This window comes from Marinospirillum perlucidum, from assembly GCF_003336805.1.
Lineage (GTDB): Bacteria > Pseudomonadota > Gammaproteobacteria > Pseudomonadales > Halomonadaceae > Marinospirillum > Marinospirillum perlucidum.
Genome location: NZ_QFWJ01000006.1, coordinates 136,788 through 156,196, shown reverse-complemented (window position 1 = coordinate 156,196; position 19,409 = coordinate 136,788). Strand labels below are relative to the sequence as shown.

Sequence of the window (19,409 nt, the reverse complement as noted above, 5' to 3'; positions counted from 1 at the left end):
AAGCCAGCTTCCAACCCGTTACGCCTGACGACCTTAGCGAGTGGGAACCACCTGATCCCTTGCCGAACTCAGTAGTGAAACCACTCAGCGCCGATGATAGTGTGGGGCCTCCCCATGTGAAAGTAGGACATCGTCAGGCACCTATAAGATAATCCCTCTGACTCCATGAGTCAGGGGGATTTTTTATGCTGAAAAGAACTACTTGAACCTGCCCAGGTGACTGATGCGTCGGGAACGCATCAGAACGGCCGAAGGACGGCCCGAAGGGTGAGCGCCAGGGACGGTGCGAATAAAGTAGGTCATCGTCAGGCACCTCTACTAAACCCCTTGAGCACTGCTCAAGGGGTTTTTTTATGCCTAAAAGACTACTCCTGCGAGGGGTTATAGTTGCCTGAGATTTCAGAGTGCAATTATGCGTGAGTTTGGGGTATTTAAAAGAGGCAAGAATTTCTCAAAAGCAAAAGACGCACTACAAAGCTCCTGGACCACCCATCAGGCTTATTAACTAAAAACAGTTCCAACGTTAAGACTTCAAATTAGGAAGGAGAGAGTGCTAGGAGGCGTAGAGACCCTTCGTCGAGTTTTGAAAACAAATTCTTGGATTATTGAAGCTGCTCTATACCTTTTATTAGAAGAAGTTAGTGCGTAAACGTCGTTGGGCAATTACATCCTGGATCTTAAACAGATAGAATTGCTGCTTCTATTGGAGTGCCTATGAATTTATATCCACTTGTAAAGTTGCTCAGTGATGGTCAGCCTCATTCTGGCACTGAACTCGGCCAGAAACTGGGTATCAGCAGAACTGCCATCTGGAAGCAGATTCAGAAACTTCCTGAATTAGGCCTGACTTACCGCAGCGATAAGCAAAAGGGCTACAGTCTTTCTGCCCCGCTGGATTTGCTTGACCCTGGCTACCTCGAACAAGCTTTGCAGTCTTCAGAAGGCTTGAACGGTTGCGAGTTATTTTTTGAGCCCGTCATTACCTCAACCAATACATTTCTGTTGGATAGAGTCAATTCAGGTGAGCCTATCCATAAGTCTTTGGCCGTCGCCGAAATGCAAAGCTCGGGAAAAGGGCGTCGTGGAAAGAGTTGGTTCAGTCCTTTTGGCTATTCTCTAAGCTGTAGTCTTGGCTGGCAATTTGAGGGGTCAGCACAAGAGCTCCAGGGGATGAGTCTTGCGATTGCTGTTGCGTTAAAGAATGCTCTTGAAGGCCTGGGCATCCAGGGTATTGGCTTAAAATGGCCCAATGACCTCTATCTACAAGATGCTAAGTTGATTGGGGTTTTGATTGAGATCAGTGGTGATCTATCCGGTCCTTGTCAGCTAGTAGTCGGATTTGGGGTCAATGTCTACCGTCCCCAGCAACTGGACGCAGAATGTATTGATCAGCCTGCCAGTTTTTTGAGCGATTTAGGCAGTCTTTTACCGAGCCGCAATGACTTGGTCGTTGCCATGAATTTAGCGGTTGCTAACGTTCTTACACGCTTTGCCAATGATGGCTTCCAGCCCTGGCAAGCGGCCTGGAATGAAGCGCACCTATGGGATAATAAGCCTGGGTGGGTGATAGCTGGTGAGCATAAAGAGGCGGTTACTTTGCATGGTGTGAACGACCAGGGCGAATTACGAGTCACTCTCGAGGATGGTAGTGAAAAACACCTTAATTCGGGAGAGATTAGTGTGAGGCTGAAAGCATGATACTCGATCTTGATATTGGCAACACTCTGACCAAGTGGCGCCTGAAATGCGTCACCAGCAGCCGGATACTAGATCGTGGCTCCATCTGGACCCGTGATCGCTGGGAAGATTCAGATGAAATTCCAGACTTTCGCGATATTAAGGTGATGCGCGTTTCCAATGTGGGTGGTAAAGAGGTATTAGGTGAGGTAGAACGTATTGCCCGTCGCTATCGTGTGCCCCTGCATATTGCACGTTCATCCGAGCGATTTTCGGGTGTACGCAACGCCTATCAAGAACCGAGTAAGCTGGGCGTTGATCGCTGGCTGGGCCTCCTGGCCGGTTTTCATGTTGCAGGAGGTTGCTGTGTTGTTGACTGCGGCAGTGCCATTACGATTGATTTTGTGCTTCCCAGTGGCGAGCATCTGGGTGGTTTTATTGCTCCAGGTATTCGATTGATGAAAGAAAGCCTGAAGCTGGGGACTAGAAATGTCCCTGTCAATCCAGATGAAGATCATCAGGGCTTGACCACGCCAGGGCTTTCCACTCATGAGGCCGTAAGCCATGGAATTTATCTTGCTGCAATCGGCCAGATCAACATGGCCTACGAGCAATTGTCTGCAACGCATGGGCAAGGTTATCCACTGATTCTGACCGGTGGTGATGCATTCTTGGTATCAGGAGGGCTGGATCAAAAACCCTTCTGTTGGCCTGATATGGTCTATGCCGGGCTGGAGCTGATGTTTCCAGTTACCGCCCACGAAAAGTCAGGTACTCTAAGCGGCATTCCTGAAGGAATTTTTGAAAAAAACCTTGCTGAATCATCAGCTAACTGTTAAAGTTGCGCCCGTTGTTGAGGAGAGGCCAAGCAATAAATTCTTTCCTTGACACAGGCGAAAATTTGAATATAATTTATCGCCTCGCTGGAGGGGTTCCCGAGTGGTCAAAGGGAGCAGACTGTAAATCTGCCGCGCGAGCTTCGAAGGTTCGAATCCTTCCCCCTCCACCAGTTTTCTGCCGGGCAAGCGGGCATAGTTTAATGGTAGAACCTCAGCCTTCCAAGCTGATGACGCGGGTTCGATTCCCGCTGCCCGCTCCAGTTTGCTCATGTAGCTCAGGGGTAGAGCACACCCTTGGTAAGGGTGAGGTCGGCGGTTCAAATCCGCCCATGAGCTCCACGATCCAGTATTTTCGTTTCGTGAGTGCCAAGCAAGTAAATGCCAAGTTTAGGCCAGTAGCTCAATTGGCAGAGCAGCGGTCTCCAAAACCGCAGGTTGGGGGTTCGATTCCCTCCTGGCCTGCCAATCTCCCCCAGGTTGGTCTGAAACGATTTCCAAATTATAAGCGCTGCCGTAAGGAGTTGATTCTCTGATGAAAGCAAAAGCCGAGGCTCAGCCAGCTCGCCTGGATGGTTTGAAATGGGCACTTGTAGTGCTGCTGGTTTCAGCTGCAGTGCTGGGGAATATGTATTTTGATGAGGCGCCACTGCTATACCGAGCAGTTGGCGTTGTTGTGTTTTTGGCGCTGGCTGGTCTGGTTTTTACTCAAACCGGCAAGGGTCAGAACTTCTTGGTGATGGCGCGCGAAGCTCGTACCGAGATTCGTAAGGTCGTTTGGCCGACCCGTCCGGAGACAATGCAGACAACCTTGATTGTTCTCGCTGCTGTCGCCCTGGTTGCGCTGCTACTTTGGCTCATAGACACATTCTTGGGCTGGATAATTCAAAGCCTGATTCAGTAGGAGAAGCTTTATGGCCAAGCGTTGGTATGTTGTGCACGCTTATTCTGGCTTTGAAAAGCAGGTTATGCGATCGCTCCAGGAAAGAGTAAAGCTCAAAGAGATGGAAGATCTCTTTGGGCAAATTCTCGTTCCTACCGAAGAAGTTGTGGAGATGCGCGATGGCAAAAAGCGCAAGAGCGAGCGTAAATTCTATCCCGGCTATGTCCTGGTAGAAATGGATATGAACGATGATAGCTGGCACCTGGTGAAAGAGACGCCCAAGGTGCTTGGCTTTATTGGCGGCACTCCTGAAAAGCCGGCTCCTATCACTAGCAAGGAAGCCGATCAGATTCTTCAGCGAGTTCAGGATGGTAGTGATAAGCCACGCCCCCGCACGATGTTTGAACCCGGTGAAGTGGTTCGCGTGCTGGATGGTCCTTTTGCCGATTTCAATGGTGTGGTCGAAGAAGTGAATTACGAAAAGAGTCGACTGCATGTGTCGGTTCTTATTTTTGGCCGCGCCACACCAGTCGAACTGGATTTTGGCCAGGTCGAAAAAGATTAAAACAGCTGCCTTTTAGGTAGTTTAATAAACGGGAAGCCGCAAGGCGCTAAACCCACTAGGAGTAAACATGGCTAAGAAAGTACAGGCCTATATCAAGCTGCAAGTTGGAGCTGGTAAGGCTAATCCAAGCCCCCCCGTTGGTCCAGCACTGGGTCAGCACGGCGTTAATATCATGGAATTCTGTAAGGCTTTTAATGCCGAGACTCAAGAAGTCGAAGCTGGTCTGCCGATTCCTGTTGTTATTACTGTATACAGCGACCGTAGCTTCACTTTTGTCACCAAGACACCACCTGCTTCTATCCTGCTGAAGAAGGCCCTGGGTCTGAAGTCTGGTTCTGCAGAGCCTAACAAGAACAAGGTTGGCAAAATTACCCGCGAACAGCTGGAAGAAATTGCCAAGATGAAAGACCCTGACCTGACTGCTGCCGATATGGATGCAGCGGTACGTACAATTGCTGGCACCGCGCGCAGTATGGGTATTGATTCGGAGGGTGTGTAAATGGCCAAGCTAACTAAACGCCAAAAGCTGATTGCTGAAAAAGTAGATGCGAACAAGGCTTACACCCTGGAAGAAGCTGTTGAACTGCTGTCTTCTCTGCCTGCAGTTAAGTTCAAGGAAACCTTTGAGCTGGCGGTAAATCTGGGCGTAGATCCGCGTAAATCCGATCAGGTTGTACGTGGCGCTACAGTTTTGCCCAATGGTACCGGTAAAGACGTACGTGTTGCTGTTTTTGCTCAGGGTGCTGCTGCTGATGCTGCCAAAGAAGCTGGTGCAGACATCGTGGGTATGGAAGACCTGGCTGAAACCGTTAAGAAAGGCGAGCTGAACTTTGACGTAGTCGTTGCAGCGCCCGACGCTATGCGCGTTGTGGGTCAGCTGGGCCAGATCCTGGGTCCACGTGGCCTCATGCCTAACCCTAAAGTTGGCACAGTAACTCCAGATGTGGCCACAGCGGTTAAAAATGCTAAAGCCGGTCAGGTTCGTTTCCGTACTGACAAAAACGGTATTATCCATGCTGGCGTTGGCAAGATCGATTTTGCCGCTGATGCAGTGCGTGGCAATATCGAAGCCCTGCTGGCAGACCTCAAGAAGCTCAAGCCTGCTTCTTCTAAAGGGGTTTATGTTAAGAAGATTTCCCTGTCCAGCACGATGGGACCAGGCCTTACGCTTGACACTTCAAGCCTGAGCCTCTAAGAAGTAACTTTGCGGAATCCGGCTGGTGTTGCTAGCCGGATCACCGTCAAAGACCGCAGGAGCCTATGGCTTAATATTTCCTGCGCAGATGGCGACCGCCAAAATTGTCGGTCCAACCATCATTACCGACTCCAGTTTACTGGAGGGTTGGAAACCGTAGAGAGCTATAAAGCCTCTCTTAAATAGGAGCAAGTAAAGTGGCACTTAGTCTGAAAGACAAAAAAGCTATTGTTGCTGATGTCAACGAAGCTGCCAAAGCTGCTCAGTCCGTTGTTGTTGCTGACTCTCGTGGTGTCACCGTGGCTGCGATGACCGAGCTGCGTAAGCAGGCTCGTGAAAACCAGGTGGATATGCGCGTTGTGCGTAATACCCTGGCTCGCTTCGCCTTTGCGGACACCCCTTATGAAGAGCTGTCTGAGTTCTTCGTAGGTCCAACTCTGGTTGCTTTTTCCATGGACCATCCGGGTGCTGCTGCCCGTTTGTTCAAGGACTTCGGCAAAGACCAGAAGGAATTTGAAGTCAAGGCAATGGCCTACGCGGGTGAGATTATCCCAGCCAAAGATATCGATCGTCTGGCAAGTCTGCCAACTTACGACGAAGCGATTGCCAAGCTGATGTCTGTTATGAAAGAAGCTTCGGCTGGCAAGCTGGTACGCACCCTGGCGGCACTGCGCGATCAAAAGGAAGAAGCGGCTTAATCCCTTCTTCATTCCTGTTTACGAGTTATTACTCAAATCAAATTAGGTAGAGCTAACATGGCACTTAACAAAGACGACATCATCAACGCTGTTGCTGAAATGTCAGTAATGGAAGTAGTTGAACTGATCGAAGCAATGGAAGAGAAATTCGGTGTATCTGCTGCAGCTGCTGTAGTTGCCGGTGGTCCCGCTGCTGGCGGCGAAGCTGCTGAAGAACAGACTGAATTCGATATCGTTCTGGCTTCCGCTGGTGACAAGAAGGTTAACGTTATCAAAGCTGTTCGTGAAATCACTGGCCTGGGCCTGAAAGAAGCCAAGGGCATGGTAGACGGTGCACCTGCAACTGTTAAAGAAGGCGCTTCCAAGGAAGACGCTGAAGCAGCCAAGGCAAAACTTGAAGAAGCCGGTGCTACGGTGGAACTCAAGTAATTTGCGTGGCAGCTTACGGCTGCAACAGTTGAGTGGCTGGTGGCGCTTTGCGCCCCCGGCCTTTTTCTGTTCAAGCCTGCTGAATATTAGATGACTGCATGTTTCACCGTGACTGGTGCATCGCAGTTGGGGCGCGCCTCCCCCTGAAGGCGTAGTGACCACTTGCGGTCTGGTTTCTGGTGAACAAGCTGGGGAAAATTGATGGCTTACTCGTACACAGAGAAAAAACGCATCCGCAAGGATTTCAGTAAACTGACCCAGGTAATGGATGTTCCCTACCTGCTGGCCATTCAGCTGGATTCCTATCGCCAGTTCCTTCAAGAAGATAAGGATGGCGATACGCGTACTGAAACTGGTTTGCATGCTGCATTTCAGTCCGTGTTCCCTATCGAGAGCTACTCAGGCAATGCAGCGCTTGAGTATGTAAGCTACCGTCTTGGAACCCCGGCGTTTGACGTTAAGGAGTGTATTCTGCGTGGTGTGACCTACGCTGCACCTCTGCGCGTTAAAGTACGTCTGGTAATCTATGACAAGGATTCGCCCAACAAGGCGATTAAGGACATCAAGGAACAAGAAGTATACATGGGCGAAATGCCGCTCATGACTGAAAACGGTACCTTCGTTATCAATGGTACTGAAAGGGTTATTGTCTCTCAGCTGCACCGTTCACCCGGCGTATTTTTTGACCATGACCGGGGTAAAACCCATTCTTCCGGGAAGCTTCTCTATTCTGCCCGTATCATTCCCTACCGTGGTTCCTGGCTGGATTTTGAATTTGATCCCAAGGACATGGTTTTTGTCCGTATCGACCGTCGCAGAAAGCTGCCTGCATCGATTCTTTTGCGTGCTCTGGGCTACTCTGCCGAGCAGATTCTCGACATGTTTTTCGAGACCAGCACCTTCTATATGGATAAAGACGGCTTTGCCGTGGACCTGGTGCCCTCCCGCCTGCGTGGTGAGACGTCATCTTTTGAAATCTGTGATCAGGACGGCAAGGTTATTGTCGAGAAAGATCGCCGTATCACCCAAAAGCATATTCGTCAGATTGAAAAAGCGGGTATTACGCGACTTGCAGTTCCTGCTGAATATCTGTTCGGTAAGGTTCTGGCCAAGGATATGGTTGATCCAGGTACCGGTGAGCTGATTGCCGAGTGTAACACTGAACTCAACACCGAAGTTCTGGCCAAGCTGGCAGAAGCCAAGATTAGCAGTTTTGAAACGCTCTACACCAATGATCTGGATTGCGGTCCTTTCATGTCGGATACCCTTAAAGCGGATCCGACGCGTTCACAGCTGGAAGCACTGGTAGAAATCTATCGCATGATGCGCCCTGGTGAACCACCCACCAAGGAAGCAGCAGAAAGTCTGTTTGAAAATCTTTTCTTCTCTGAAGATCGTTACGATCTATCTGTCGTAGGCCGGATGAAGTTTAATCGCCGCCTGCGTCGTGACGGTGATCGCGGTTCTGCAATTCTGGAACATGAAGATATCATCGATGTCATGCGTGAGCTGCTGAACATTCGGAATGGCAAGGGTGATGTGGATGATATCGATCACCTGGGTAACCGCCGTATACGTTCAGTCGGTGAAATGGCTGAAAACCAGTTCCGAGTTGGCCTGGTACGTGTTGAGCGCGCAGTTAAAGAGCGTCTGTCCCTGGCCGAAAGCGAAGGCCTGATGCCTCAGGATCTGATCAACGCCAAACCGGTTGCCGCGGCGGTCAAAGAATTCTTTGGTTCCAGCCAGCTGTCCCAGTTTATGGATCAGAACAACCCCTTGTCCGAGGTAACTCACAAGCGTCGTGTTTCTGCCTTGGGCCCTGGTGGTCTGACTCGTGAACGTGCTGGCTTTGAGGTGCGTGACGTACACCCGACCCACTATGGACGTGTGTGCCCAATCGAAACGCCAGAAGGCCCCAATATCGGCCTGATCAACTCGCTGGCTACCTATTCGCGCACTAACTCCTATGGTTTCCTGGAAACGCCTTACCGTAAGGTTGTGGATGGCAAGGTAACGGATGAAGTGGCTTATCTCTCCGCGATTGAGGAAGGACAGTTCGTTATCGCTCAGGCTTCAGCCAAGCTGAATGATGAAGGTGAGCTGGTTGATGACCTGGTGCAGGTACGTCATAAAGGCGACACCACCTTTGTAACACCTGACCAGGTTACCCTGATGGATGTATCTCCACGTCAGGTGGTTTCGGTCGCGGCATCGCTGATTCCTTTCCTTGAGCATGACGATGCTAACCGTGCTTTGATGGGTTCCAACATGCAGCGCCAGGCTGTACCTACACTTAAGGCAGATAAGCCGTTAGTGGGTACTGGCATGGAGCGTTTCGTGGCTCGCGACTCCGGCGTTTGCGCTGTTGCCTTGCGTGGCGGTGTTGTCGATTCTGTCGATGCCTCGCGCATTGTCGTACGCATCAATGAAGATGAATTGGTGGGCGGTGAAGCAGGTATTGATATTTACAACCTGACCAAATACACCCGCTCCAACCAGAACACTTGCATTAATCAGCGTCCGATTGTTAAGCCTGGCGACACTGTCAGCCGTGGCGACATTCTGGCCGATGGTCCTTCGGTCGATATGGGTGAACTGGCCCTGGGTCAGAACATGCGTATCGCCTTTATGCCTTGGAATGGTTTCAACTTCGAGGACTCCATCCTGGTATCCGAGCGCGTGGTTGAAGAAGATCGCTTCACCACTATTCATATTCAGGAACTGACCTGTGTATCCCGTGATACCAAGCTGGGTTCTGAAGAGATTACCTCGGATATTCCCAACGTGGGCGAGTCTGCACTCTCCAAGCTGGACGATTCAGGCATTGTTTACATTGGCGCGGAAGTAGGCCCCGGTGACATTCTGGTCGGTAAGGTCACGCCCAAGGGTGAAACTCAGCTAACACCTGAAGAGAAGCTGCTGCGTGCCATCTTCGGTGAAAAGGCGTCTGATGTTAAGGACACCTCCCTGCGGGTTTCTACCGGCATGAAGGGTACGGTTATCGATGTCCAGGTCTTTACCCGCGATGGCGTGGAGAAAGACAAGCGTGCTCTGTCGATTGAGCAGATGCAGCTGGACGAAGTACGCAAGGACCTGAAAGAAGAGTACCGGATCGCCGAAGAAGCTACCTTTACCCGTCTGCGTAATGCCCTGGATGGCCAGCCAGTTAATGGTGGTCCAGACCTGTCCAAAGGCGATAAGGTCAGCACTGACTACCTGGATGGTCTGCCGACTGCCCAGTGGTTCAAGCTGCGCATGCAAGATGAAGCGCTGAACGAACTTCTTGCCCAGGCCCAGCAGCAGCTGGAAGAGCGCAAGAACATCATGGAAGAGAAGTTCGAAGACAAGAAGCGCAAGCTTCAGCAGGGCGATGACCTGGCACCTGGCGTACTTAAGATCGTCAAGGTCTATGTGGCAGTTAAGCGTCGCATCCAGCCTGGTGACAAGATGGCCGGTCGTCACGGTAACAAGGGTGTTATCTCTGCGATCATGCCGGTCGAAGATATGCCTTATAACGAAAAAGGCATTCCTGTTGATGTGGTCCTCAACCCTCTGGGTGTACCTTCACGGATGAACGTAGGTCAGGTACTGGAAACTCACCTGGGTCTGGCAGCCAAGGGGCTGGGTGAACGCATCGAAGAAATGCTGATGCAGGAACGTGCAGCCCAGGTTGGTGAAATCCGCAGTTTCCTTGAGCAGGTTTATAACCAGCTAGGTGGTAAGAACAAGGAAGAGCTGGATAGCTTCAGTGATGAAGAAGTCATTGAGCTGGCTCACAACCTGAAGAAGGGCGTGCCCATGGCTACCCCGGTCTTTGATGGTGCCAAGGAGCACGAAATCAAGGGCATGCTGGAGCTTGCAGGTCTGCCGCGTAGTGGTCAGATGGACCTCTATGATGGCCGCACCGGTGAAAAGTTTGACCGTCCGGTAACCGTTGGCTACATGTACATGCTGAAGCTAAACCACTTGGTTGATGACAAGATGCATGCGCGCTCCACCGGTTCCTACAGCTTGGTTACCCAGCAGCCTCTGGGTGGTAAAGCCCAATTCGGTGGTCAGCGCTTCGGTGAGATGGAAGTCTGGGCACTGGAAGCTTACGGCGCTGCCCACAGCTTGCAGGAAATGCTGACAGTTAAATCGGACGACGTGAATGGTCGTACCAAGATGTACAAGAACATCGTGGACGGCAATCACAAGATGGAGCCAGGCATGCCTGAATCCTTCAACGTTCTGATCAAAGAAATACGTTCTCTGGCGATCGATATCGACCTGGAGTATTAATACCCCAGGCTGATATCCGGGGAACCCCCTTGCGGGGCTAGAGTAGAAAGTGCCGGCGGATCCCAGTGATCCGCCGTAACTCCAACGGGAGCTGCGGCTGATGAAAGACCTAGTCAATGTATTGCGTACTCAGGGACAACCTGAGGAATTTGAATCCCTTAAGATCTCCCTTGCTTCACCGGACATGATTCGTTCCTGGTCCTTTGGTGAAGTCAAGAAGCCAGAAACGATCAACTATCGTACGTTCAAGCCTGAGCGTGATGGCTTGTTCTGCGCCAAGATTTTTGGTCCAGTTAAAGACTATGAGTGCCTCTGCGGTAAGTACAAGCGCATGAAGCACCGTGGCATTATTTGTGAGAAGTGTGGTGTAGAAGTTACCCAGGCGAAAGTCCGTCGTGAGCGTATGGGTCACATCGATCTGGCTTCTCCAGTTGCTCATATTTGGTTCCTGAAATCCCTGCCATCCCGCATCGGTCTGATGATGGACATGACCCTGCGTGACATCGAGCGGGTTCTCTACTTCGAAAGCTTTATCGTTATCGACCCCGGCATGACCACCCTGGAAAAGGGTCAGCTGCTCAATGACGAACAGTATTTCGAAGCACTGGAAGAATTTGGTGATGACTTTGATGCCCGTATGGGTGCCGAAGCTGTCCAGGCTCTTTTGAATGACATCGATCTGGATGAAGAGATCGAAACCATTCGCGAAGAGATTCCTCAGACTTCTTCTGAAACCAAGATGAAGAAGCTGACCAAGCGTCTTAAGATTCTTGAAGCCTTCCGTGATTCCTCCAACCAGCCCGGTTGGATGGTAATGGAAGTGCTGCCCGTGTTACCACCCGATCTGCGCCCTCTGGTCCCTCTGGACGGTGGTCGTTTTGCGACTTCCGATCTGAACGACCTCTATCGCCGCGTGATCAACCGTAACAACCGCCTCAAGCGTCTGTTGGAGCTGAATGCTCCTGATATCATCGTGCGCAACGAAAAGCGGATGCTGCAGGAAGCAGTCGACGCCCTGCTGGATAACGGTCGTCGTGGTCGTGCTATTACCGGCAGCAACAAGCGTCCTCTGAAATCCCTGGCCGACATGATCAAGGGTAAGCAGGGTCGTTTCCGTCAGAACCTCTTGGGTAAGCGCGTCGACTATTCCGGCCGTTCCGTTATCACTGTGGGCCCGACTCTGCGTCTGCACCAGTGTGGTTTGCCCAAGAAGATGGCACTGGAGCTGTTCAAGCCGTTTATTTTTGCCAAGCTGGAAGCTCGTGGTCTGGCCACGACCATTAAAGCGGCCAAGAAGATGGTAGAACGCGAGTTGCCTGAAGTCTGGGATATCCTCGCTGAAGTTATCCGTCAGCATCCGGTTATGTTGAACCGTGCACCGACGCTGCACCGTCTGGGCATCCAGGCATTTGAGCCGGTACTGATTGAAGGTAAGGCCATTCAACTCCACCCTCTGGTCTGTGCGGCCTACAACGCCGACTTTGACGGTGACCAGATGGCGGTTCACGTGCCTCTGACGCTGGAAGCCCAGCTGGAAGCCCGTGCCCTGATGCTGTCCACTAACAACGTTCTGTCTCCATCGAATGGTGAGCCGATCATCGTTCCTTCGCAGGACGTGGTTCTGGGTCTTTACTACATGACCCGTGAAAAAATCGGTGCTGAAGGTGAAGGTCGTATCCTCAGTGGTATGGACGAAGCCGAACGTGCTTACGATACCGGTAGCCTGAGCCTGCATGCGCGCGTGAAGGTTCGTATCCACGAAACCGTAAAAGAAATTGAAGGCGAGCCACAGAGTCGTACCTTCCTGGCCGATACCACGGTTGGTCGTGCGCTCTTGTTCCGCATTCTGCCCAAGGGTCTGCCCTTTGAGCTGGTTAACCAGCCACTGAACAAGAAGGCGATTTCGCGTCTGATCAATGAGGCCTACCGCCGCGTTGGTCTGAAGGATACCGTCATTTTTGCCGACCAGCTGATGTACACCGGCTTCCGTTATGCGACCTGGTCCGGCTGTTCCATCGGTGTTAACGACTTTGTTATTCCTGATGAGAAAGCGGAAATCGTTGCTGATGCAGAAGCCGAAGTCAAACAGATCGAACAGCAGTTTGCGTCCGGTCTGGTCACCCAGGGTGAGAAGTACAACAAGGTAATCGACATCTGGTCCAAGGCCAACGATAAGGTTGCCAAGGCGATGATGACCGGTATTTCCAAAGAGAAGGCCGTTGACCGTAAGGGTGTCGAACACGAACAAGACTCCTTTAACAGCGTCTTTATCATGGCTGACTCGGGCGCTCGTGGTAGTGCTGCGCAGATCCGTCAGCTGGCCGGTATGCGGGGTCTGATGGCCAAGCCTGATGGCTCCATCATCGAGACGCCAATCGTGGCCAACTTCCGTGAAGGTCTGAACGTACTCCAGTACTTCATCTCCACTCACGGTGCGCGTAAAGGTTTGGCGGATACCGCTCTGAAAACAGCTAACTCCGGTTATCTGACGCGTCGTCTGGTGGATGTGGCTCAGGATCTGGTTGTCACTGAAGAAGATTGTGGCACCGAAGAAGGCCTGACCATGCACCCGATTATCGAGGGTGGCGATATCATCGTGCCTCTGTCCCAGCGTGTTCTGGGTCGCGTGGTAGCCCGCGATGTCGTGAGTGCTGACACTGGTGAAGTTGTCATTGCCAAGGGCACGCTGCTCGACGAAAAATGGTGCAGCCGCCTGGACACCCTGAGTGTGGATGAGATCGTCGTTCGTTCAGCGATCACCTGTGACACCCGTTATGGCGTTTGTTCCAAGTGTTATGGCCGTGATCTGGCACGGGGTCACCAGGTTAACGTAGGTGAAGCAGTGGGCGTTATCGCTGCTCAGTCCATCGGTGAGCCGGGTACTCAGCTGACCATGCGTACCTTCCACATTGGTGGTGCGGCTTCGCGTGCTTCTGCAACCGACAGTGTTCAGGTCAAGCATGGCGGTAAGATTCGCTTCCATAACATCAAAGTGGTTGATCGTGAAGACGGTAAGCTGGTTGCCGTTTCTCGTTCCGGTGCCTTGGCGGTTGCCGATTCCCAGGGTCGTGAGCGCGAATTCTACAAGCTACCCTATGGTGCTGAAATCAGCGTCAAAGATGGCGAGCAGGTTGAAGCCGGACAGGTAGTCGCCAAGTGGGATCCACACACCCATCCGATCGTTGCCGAAGTGGCTGGTCAGGTTCAATTCAGCGATATGGAAGATGGCATCACTATCAACCGTAATATCGACGAGCTGACCGGTCTTTCTTCGATTGAGGTTATCGAAACCCAGCACCGTCCAGCAGCCGGTAAGGACAAGCGTCCTATGCTTCTGCTGTTGGACGAAAATGGCAAGGAAATTACCCTGCCAGGTAGCCAGACGCCTGTTCAGTACATGATGCCAGGTAAAGCGGTGGTCACCATTGAAGACCGTTCTGAGGTTAAAGTGGGTCAGATCATTGCCCGTATTCCTCAGGAAAGCAGTGGTAACAAAGATATCACCGGTGGTCTGCCACGCGTTGCCGACCTCTTTGAGGCGCGTAAACCCAAAGAGCCTTCCGTACTGGCAGAAATTACCGGTACCATCTCGCTGGGCAAGGAAACCAAAGGCAAGCAGCGGATCATTATCACCCCCAATGATGGTGGTGATCCGGTTGAAACCCTCATTCCCAAGTGGCGTAAAATCAACGTCTTCGAAGGTGAAACGGTCGAACGTGGTGAAGTCATCTCAGATGGTCCTTCTAACCCGCATGACATTTTGCGTCTGCTGGGTGTGAGTGAGCTGGCCAAATACATCACTTCCGAGGTTCAGGATGTTTACCGCCTCCAGGGTGTAGGCATCAATGATAAGCACATTGAAGTGATCGTGCGCCAGATGCTGCGTAAGGTTGAGATCACTGAGCCAGGTGATTCCAGCTTTATTGGTGGTGAACAGGTTGAATACTTCAAGGTTATCGAAGAAAACGATCGCCTGAATGCAGCGAACAAGTTCCCTGCTAAATTCAACCGCTTGCTGCTGGGTATAACCAAGGCTTCGCTGGCGACGGAATCCTTCATTTCCGCAGCCTCGTTCCAGGAAACAACCCGCGTTCTGACCGAAGCAGCGGTAACTGGCAAGAAGGATTACCTGCGCGGCCTGAAGGAAAACGTGGTGGTGGGACGTCTGATTCCTGCCGGTACAGGTTTGACTTATCACGCGCAGCGTAAGCGCCGCCGTGAAGAGCAAGAAGCTCTGCTGGCTGGTCCAAGTGCCAGTGAAGTAGAAGCAGCCCTGACCAGTGAGCTTTCTGCACTGGATCAGGACGAGGAATAAGCGTAATTAGTCAAGATTTGCAGGAAATTCCCTGCAAGTCTTGACCTTGTCTACCGAGTAACCGTAGAATGCGCTTCCTCAAAAGAGGGGATAGGTGCGTCTATCCATTTTGTAATATCAGAAATCTGCCTAGTTGCAGCACCTCTAGAAGGTGCTAAAACAGACATTGGAGTTTGCTTGCATGGCAACAGTTAATCAGTTGGTTCGCAAGCCACGTAAGCGGAAAGTAGCCAAGAGTGACGTTCCTGCACTTCAGGCCTGCCCGCAAAGACGTGGCGTATGTACTCGTGTTTACACGACTACCCCTAAAAAACCTAACTCGGCACTGCGTAAAGTCTGTCGTGTGCGTTTGACCAATGGCTACGAAGTTTCTTCGTACATTGGCGGTGAAGGTCACAACCTTCAGGAGCACTCGGTTGTTCTGATTCGCGGCGGTCGTGTAAAAGACCTTCCCGGTGTGCGCTATCACACCGTACGCGGTGCTCTGGATACCTCCGGTGTTCAGGATCGTAAGCAAGGTCGTTCCAAATACGGCGCCAAGCGTCCTAAGTAATATTTATTTTAACAAGTGTCTGATAAGAGTAAGGCCAGGCCGTTAGATTTTATTTGGTGTCCTGGAGTTACCTGAAGACCGTTTAGAGGGCTTATCATGCCAAGAAGAAGAGTTGCGGCAAAACGTGAAGTACTTCCAGATCCTAAGTACGGAAGTGAGCGTTTGGCCAAGTTTATGAACCACGTGATGGAAAGCGGCAAAAAATCCGTTGCTGAGCGTATTGTCTATGGCGCGCTGAGCAAAGTGGAAGAACGCACCAAGAATGATCCCCTGGAAGTTTTCGAGAAAGCCTTGGAAACCATTCAGCCGCTGGTCGAAGTAAAATCACGTCGTGTTGGTGGTGCCACTTACCAGGTGCCCGTTGAAGTCCGTCCTTCGCGCAGAAATGCACTGGCCATGCGCTGGCTAGTAGATTTTGCCCGCAAGCGCGGTGAAAAATCCATGGATCTCCGCCTGGCGGGTGAAATTCTGGATGCCGCTGAAGGTAAAGGTGCAGCCGTTAAGAAGCGTGAAGATGTGCACCGCATGGCCGAAGCCAACAAAGCATTTTCTCACTACCGCTTCTAAGGGAGGCCCCAAGTGGCACGTAAGACCCCTATTAAACGCTATCGCAACATTGGTATCTGTGCTCACGTTGACGCAGGTAAAACCACTGCGACCGAGCGGATTCTGTTTTATACCGGTGTAAACCACAAGCTGGGCGAGACCCACGACGGTGCATCCACCACTGACTGGATGGCTCAGGAGCAGGAGCGTGGTATTACCATCACCTCCGCTGCTGTAACAACCTTCTGGAAAGGTATGGACCACCAGTTTGAAGAACATCGGGTTAACATCATCGATACTCCTGGGCACGTTGACTTTACCATCGAGGTAGAGCGTTCCCTGCGTGTACTGGACGGTGCCGTAGTTGTTTTCTGTGGCTCCTCAGGTGTTGAGCCTCAGTCTGAAACAGTATGGCGTCAGGCCAACAAGTACGAAGTACCGCGTCTTGTTTTTGTTAACAAGATGGACCGTTCCGGTGCGGACTTCGAACGCGTTGTTGGTCAGATCAAAACCCGCCTGGCTTCCAATCCTGTTCCCATTCAGCTGCCAATCGGTGCCGAAGACGAATTTGAAGGTGTTATCGACCTGATTCGCATGAAGGCTATCTACTGGAATGAAGAAGACAAGGGTACTACCTTTGAACTTCGTGACATTCCGGCTGAGCTGCAGGAGAAATCCGAACAGTATCGCGAAGAGATGCTGGAAGCCGCTGCAGAAGCTAATGAAGAACTCATGGACAAGTACCTGGAAGAAGGTGACCTGTCTACTGAAGAAATCAAAGCAGGTCTGCGTCAGCGTGTTCTGGCCAACGAAATTGTTCTGGCCATGTGCGGTTCTGCGTTCAAGAACAAGGGTGTTCAAGCAATGCTGGACGCTGTTGTTGAATACCTGCCTGCACCTGACGAAGTTCGTGCTATTGAGGGTGAGCTGGAGAACGGTGAGATCGGCACTCGTCCGGTTGATGACAAAGAGCCGTTTGCTGCGCTGGCCTTTAAAATCGCCACTGACCCCTTCGTGGGTACTTTGACGTACATCCGTGTTTACTCCGGTGTTCTGGAAACTGGCCAGGGTGTCTATAACTCTGTCAGCCAGAAGAAAGAGCGTGTTGGTCGTCTGGTTCAGATGCACGCCAACAACCGTGAAGAGATCAAGGAAGTACGTGCTGGTGATATCGCGGCCTGTGTTGGTCTGAAAGATGTAACCACGGGTGATACCCTGTGTAACCCAGATCACAAGATCGTTCTGGAGCGCATGGAATTCCCTGATCCGGTTATCTCTGTGGCTGTTGAGCCCAAGTCCAAGGCTGACCAGGAGAAGATGAGTATTGCACTGGGCAAACTGGCTCAGGAAGATCCATCTTTCCGCGTTAAAACTGATGAAGAGTCCGGTCAGACCATCATCTCCGGTATGGGTGAGCTGCACCTGGATATCATCGTTGACCGCATGAAGCGCGAATTCAAGGTTGAAGCCAACATCGGTAAGCCTCAGGTTGCCTACCGCGAATCCATCCGCAAGACAGTTGAGCAAGAAGGCAAGTTTGTTCGTCAGTCTGGTGGTCGTGGTCAGTATGGTCACGTTTGGCTGCGCATCGAGCCTCTTACCGATAAGGGTGAAGATGGCGAGAAAGACTATGAGTTCGTTAATGAAATCGTTGGTGGTGTAGTTCCACGCGAATATATCGGCTCTGTAGATAAAGGCTGTTACGAGCAGCTGCAGAACGGTGTCTTGGCTGGCTACCCAATGATCGACGTTAAGGTTACCCTCTATGATGGTTCCTACCACGACGTTGACTCTAACGAAATGGCCTTTAAGATTGCCGGCTCTATGGCAATCAAGGAAGGCGCCAAAAAAGCAGGTGCAGTGCTGCTTGAGCCTATGATGAAGGTTGAAGTGGTTACCCCTGAAGAGTACATGGGCGACGTCATGGGCGATCTTAACCGCCGTCGTGGCCTGGTGCAGGGTATGGATGATGTGCCTTCCGGCAAGATTATCCGTGCTCAGGTGCCGCTGGGCGAAATGTTTGGTTATGCAACCGATCTGCGCTCTGCGACCCAAGGTCGTGCTAGCTACTCGATGGAGTTCTCCGAGTACGCCGAAGCTCCGTCCAGCATCGTAGAAGCCGTAATCAATCAAAAGTAATTGTTAAATTCTGCCGTTAACTGAAGAGGTTATCGTTGTGGCTAAAGAAAAATTTGAACGTAGTAAACCGCACGTAAACGTTGGCACCATCGGTCACGTTGACCATGGTAAAACCACTCTGACAGCTGCTCTGACTCGTGTATGTCACGAAGTTTGGGGTTCTGGTGCATCCGTTGCTTTTGACGGTATCGACAACGCTCCTGAAGAAAAAGAGCGTGGTATCACCATCGCTACTTCTCACGTTGAGTACGATTCTCCAATTCGTCACTACGCGCACGTAGACTGCCCAGGCCACGCTGACTATGTTAAGAACATGATCACTGGTGCTGCTCAGATGGACGGCGCTATCCTGGTTTGTTCCGCTGCTGATGGCCCCATGCCTCAGACTCGTGAGCACATCCTGCTGTCTCGCCAGGTTGGTGTTCCTTACATCGTTGTCTTCCTGAACAAAGCTGACATGGTTGACGATGAAGAGCTGCTGGAACTGGTTGAGATGGAAGTTCGTGAACTTCTGTCTGACTACGACTTCCCAGGTGATGACACGCCTATCGTTATCGGTTCTGCACTGATGGCTCTGGAAGGTAAAGACGACAACGAAATGGGTACTACTGCCGTTAAGAAGCTGGTAGAAGCCCTGGATGATTACATCCCTGAGCCAGAGCGTGCTGTTGACCAGCCGTTCCTGATGCCTATCGAAGACGTTTTCTCTATCTCCGGTCGTGGTACTGTTGTTACCGGTCGTGTTGAGCGCGGTATCATCAAAACTGGCGAAGAAATCGAAATCGTTGGTATCGAAGCTACCACCAAGACTACCTGTACTGGTGTTGAAATGTTCCGCAAAATGCTCGACGAAGGTCGTGCTGGTGAGAACATCGGTGCCCTGCTGCGTGGTACCAAGCGTGACGAAGTTCAGCGTGGTCAAGTACTGGCCAAGCCTGGCTCCATCACTCCTCACACCGTATTTGAGTCAGAAGTTTATGTTCTGTCCAAAGACGAAGGTGGTCGCCACACTCCTTTCTTCAAGGGCTATCGTCCTCAGTTCTACTTCCGTACTACTGACGTAACCGGAAGCTGTGAACTGCCAGAAGGTACTGAAATGGTTATGCCTGGCGACAACGTCAAGCTGGTTGTTACTTTGATCGCTCCTATCGCGATGGAAGAAGGCCTGCGTTTCGCTGTTCGTGAAGGCGGCCGTACTGTAGGTGCTGGTGTTGTAGCCAAAATCATTGAGTGATTTGGTGACCAACTAGGTACCTGAAGAGGGCCTCCGCAAGGAGGCCCTCTTTGTTGTA

The 19,409-nt window shown here is 51.4% G+C and carries 14 protein-coding genes, 4 tRNA genes and 1 rRNA gene; all 19 read left to right on the top strand.

Going from position 1 to position 19,409, the window contains the following annotated elements:
- Positions 1 to 23 precede the first annotated feature (23 nt).
- Positions 24 to 139 (top strand): 5S ribosomal RNA (gene rrf / locus DFK18_RS09720).
- Positions 140 to 714: 575 nt separating this feature from the next.
- Entirely contained in the window at positions 715 to 1,698 is a 984-nt protein-coding gene (locus tag DFK18_RS09715; protein WP_114418063.1) for a biotin--[acetyl-CoA-carboxylase] ligase, read from the top strand.
- Positions 1,695 to 2,516, top strand: a complete 822-nt coding sequence (locus DFK18_RS09710) for a type III pantothenate kinase (protein WP_114418062.1) — start codon at positions 1,695 to 1,697, stop codon at positions 2,514 to 2,516. The genes DFK18_RS09715 and DFK18_RS09710 overlap by 4 nt, the downstream gene beginning before the upstream one ends.
- 86 nt (positions 2,517 to 2,602) lie before the next feature.
- Positions 2,603 to 2,686, top strand: a tRNA-Tyr gene (locus DFK18_RS09705).
- Positions 2,687 to 2,702: 16 nt separating this feature from the next.
- A tRNA-Gly gene (locus tag DFK18_RS09700) sits at positions 2,703 to 2,776 on the top strand.
- Positions 2,777 to 2,780: 4 nt separating this feature from the next.
- Positions 2,781 to 2,855, top strand: a tRNA-Thr gene (locus tag DFK18_RS09695).
- Between the two features lie 50 nt (positions 2,856 to 2,905).
- Positions 2,906 to 2,981 (top strand) — tRNA-Trp (locus DFK18_RS09690).
- A gap of 67 nt (positions 2,982 to 3,048) precedes the next feature.
- Positions 3,049 to 3,417 carry a preprotein translocase subunit SecE gene (secE, locus tag DFK18_RS09685; RefSeq protein ID WP_114418061.1) on the top strand — a complete coding sequence of 123 codons (369 nt, stop codon included), beginning with the start codon at positions 3,049 to 3,051 and terminating at the stop codon, positions 3,415 to 3,417.
- A 10-nt stretch (positions 3,418 to 3,427) separates the two neighbouring features.
- Positions 3,428 to 3,961, top strand: coding sequence for a transcription termination/antitermination protein NusG (gene nusG, locus DFK18_RS09680; RefSeq protein WP_114418060.1), 534 nt, complete (start codon positions 3,428 to 3,430; stop codon positions 3,959 to 3,961).
- A gap of 67 nt (positions 3,962 to 4,028) precedes the next feature.
- Positions 4,029 to 4,460 carry a 50S ribosomal protein L11 gene (gene rplK, locus DFK18_RS09675; protein WP_114418059.1) on the top strand — a complete coding sequence of 144 codons (432 nt, stop codon included), beginning with the start codon at positions 4,029 to 4,031 and terminating at the stop codon, positions 4,458 to 4,460.
- A complete protein-coding gene (gene rplA, locus DFK18_RS09670; protein ID WP_114418058.1) occupies positions 4,461 to 5,156 on the top strand; it encodes a 50S ribosomal protein L1 in 696 nt (231 codons plus the stop codon).
- A 197-nt stretch (positions 5,157 to 5,353) separates the two neighbouring features.
- Positions 5,354 to 5,854: a 50S ribosomal protein L10 gene (gene rplJ, locus DFK18_RS09665; RefSeq protein ID WP_114418057.1), complete on the top strand. Its 501-nt coding sequence runs from the start codon at positions 5,354 to 5,356 to the stop codon at positions 5,852 to 5,854.
- Positions 5,855 to 5,911: 57 nt separating this feature from the next.
- A complete protein-coding gene (rplL, locus tag DFK18_RS09660) occupies positions 5,912 to 6,283 on the top strand; it encodes a 50S ribosomal protein L7/L12 (RefSeq protein WP_114418056.1) in 372 nt (123 codons plus the stop codon).
- Between the two features lie 201 nt (positions 6,284 to 6,484).
- Positions 6,485 to 10,564 (top strand): DNA-directed RNA polymerase subunit beta, encoded by a 4,080-nt coding sequence (gene rpoB, locus DFK18_RS09655; RefSeq protein WP_114418055.1) that lies wholly within the window; start codon positions 6,485 to 6,487, stop codon positions 10,562 to 10,564.
- A 100-nt stretch (positions 10,565 to 10,664) separates the two neighbouring features.
- Positions 10,665 to 14,879, top strand: a complete 4,215-nt coding sequence (gene rpoC / locus DFK18_RS09650) for a DNA-directed RNA polymerase subunit beta' (protein WP_114418054.1) — start codon at positions 10,665 to 10,667, stop codon at positions 14,877 to 14,879.
- A 181-nt stretch (positions 14,880 to 15,060) separates the two neighbouring features.
- Positions 15,061 to 15,432, top strand: a complete 372-nt coding sequence (rpsL, locus tag DFK18_RS09645) for a 30S ribosomal protein S12 (protein ID WP_114418053.1) — start codon at positions 15,061 to 15,063, stop codon at positions 15,430 to 15,432.
- 96 nt (positions 15,433 to 15,528) lie between these two features.
- Positions 15,529 to 15,999, top strand: a complete 471-nt coding sequence (rpsG, locus tag DFK18_RS09640) for a 30S ribosomal protein S7 (RefSeq protein WP_114418052.1) — start codon at positions 15,529 to 15,531, stop codon at positions 15,997 to 15,999.
- Positions 16,000 to 16,011: 12 nt separating this feature from the next.
- Positions 16,012 to 18,117, top strand: a complete 2,106-nt coding sequence (gene fusA / locus DFK18_RS09635) for an elongation factor G (protein ID WP_114418051.1) — start codon at positions 16,012 to 16,014, stop codon at positions 18,115 to 18,117.
- A 37-nt stretch (positions 18,118 to 18,154) separates the two neighbouring features.
- Positions 18,155 to 19,351, top strand: a complete 1,197-nt coding sequence (gene tuf, locus DFK18_RS09630; RefSeq protein ID WP_114418050.1) for an elongation factor Tu — start codon at positions 18,155 to 18,157, stop codon at positions 19,349 to 19,351.
- The last annotated feature ends 58 nt before the right edge of the window (positions 19,352 to 19,409 follow it).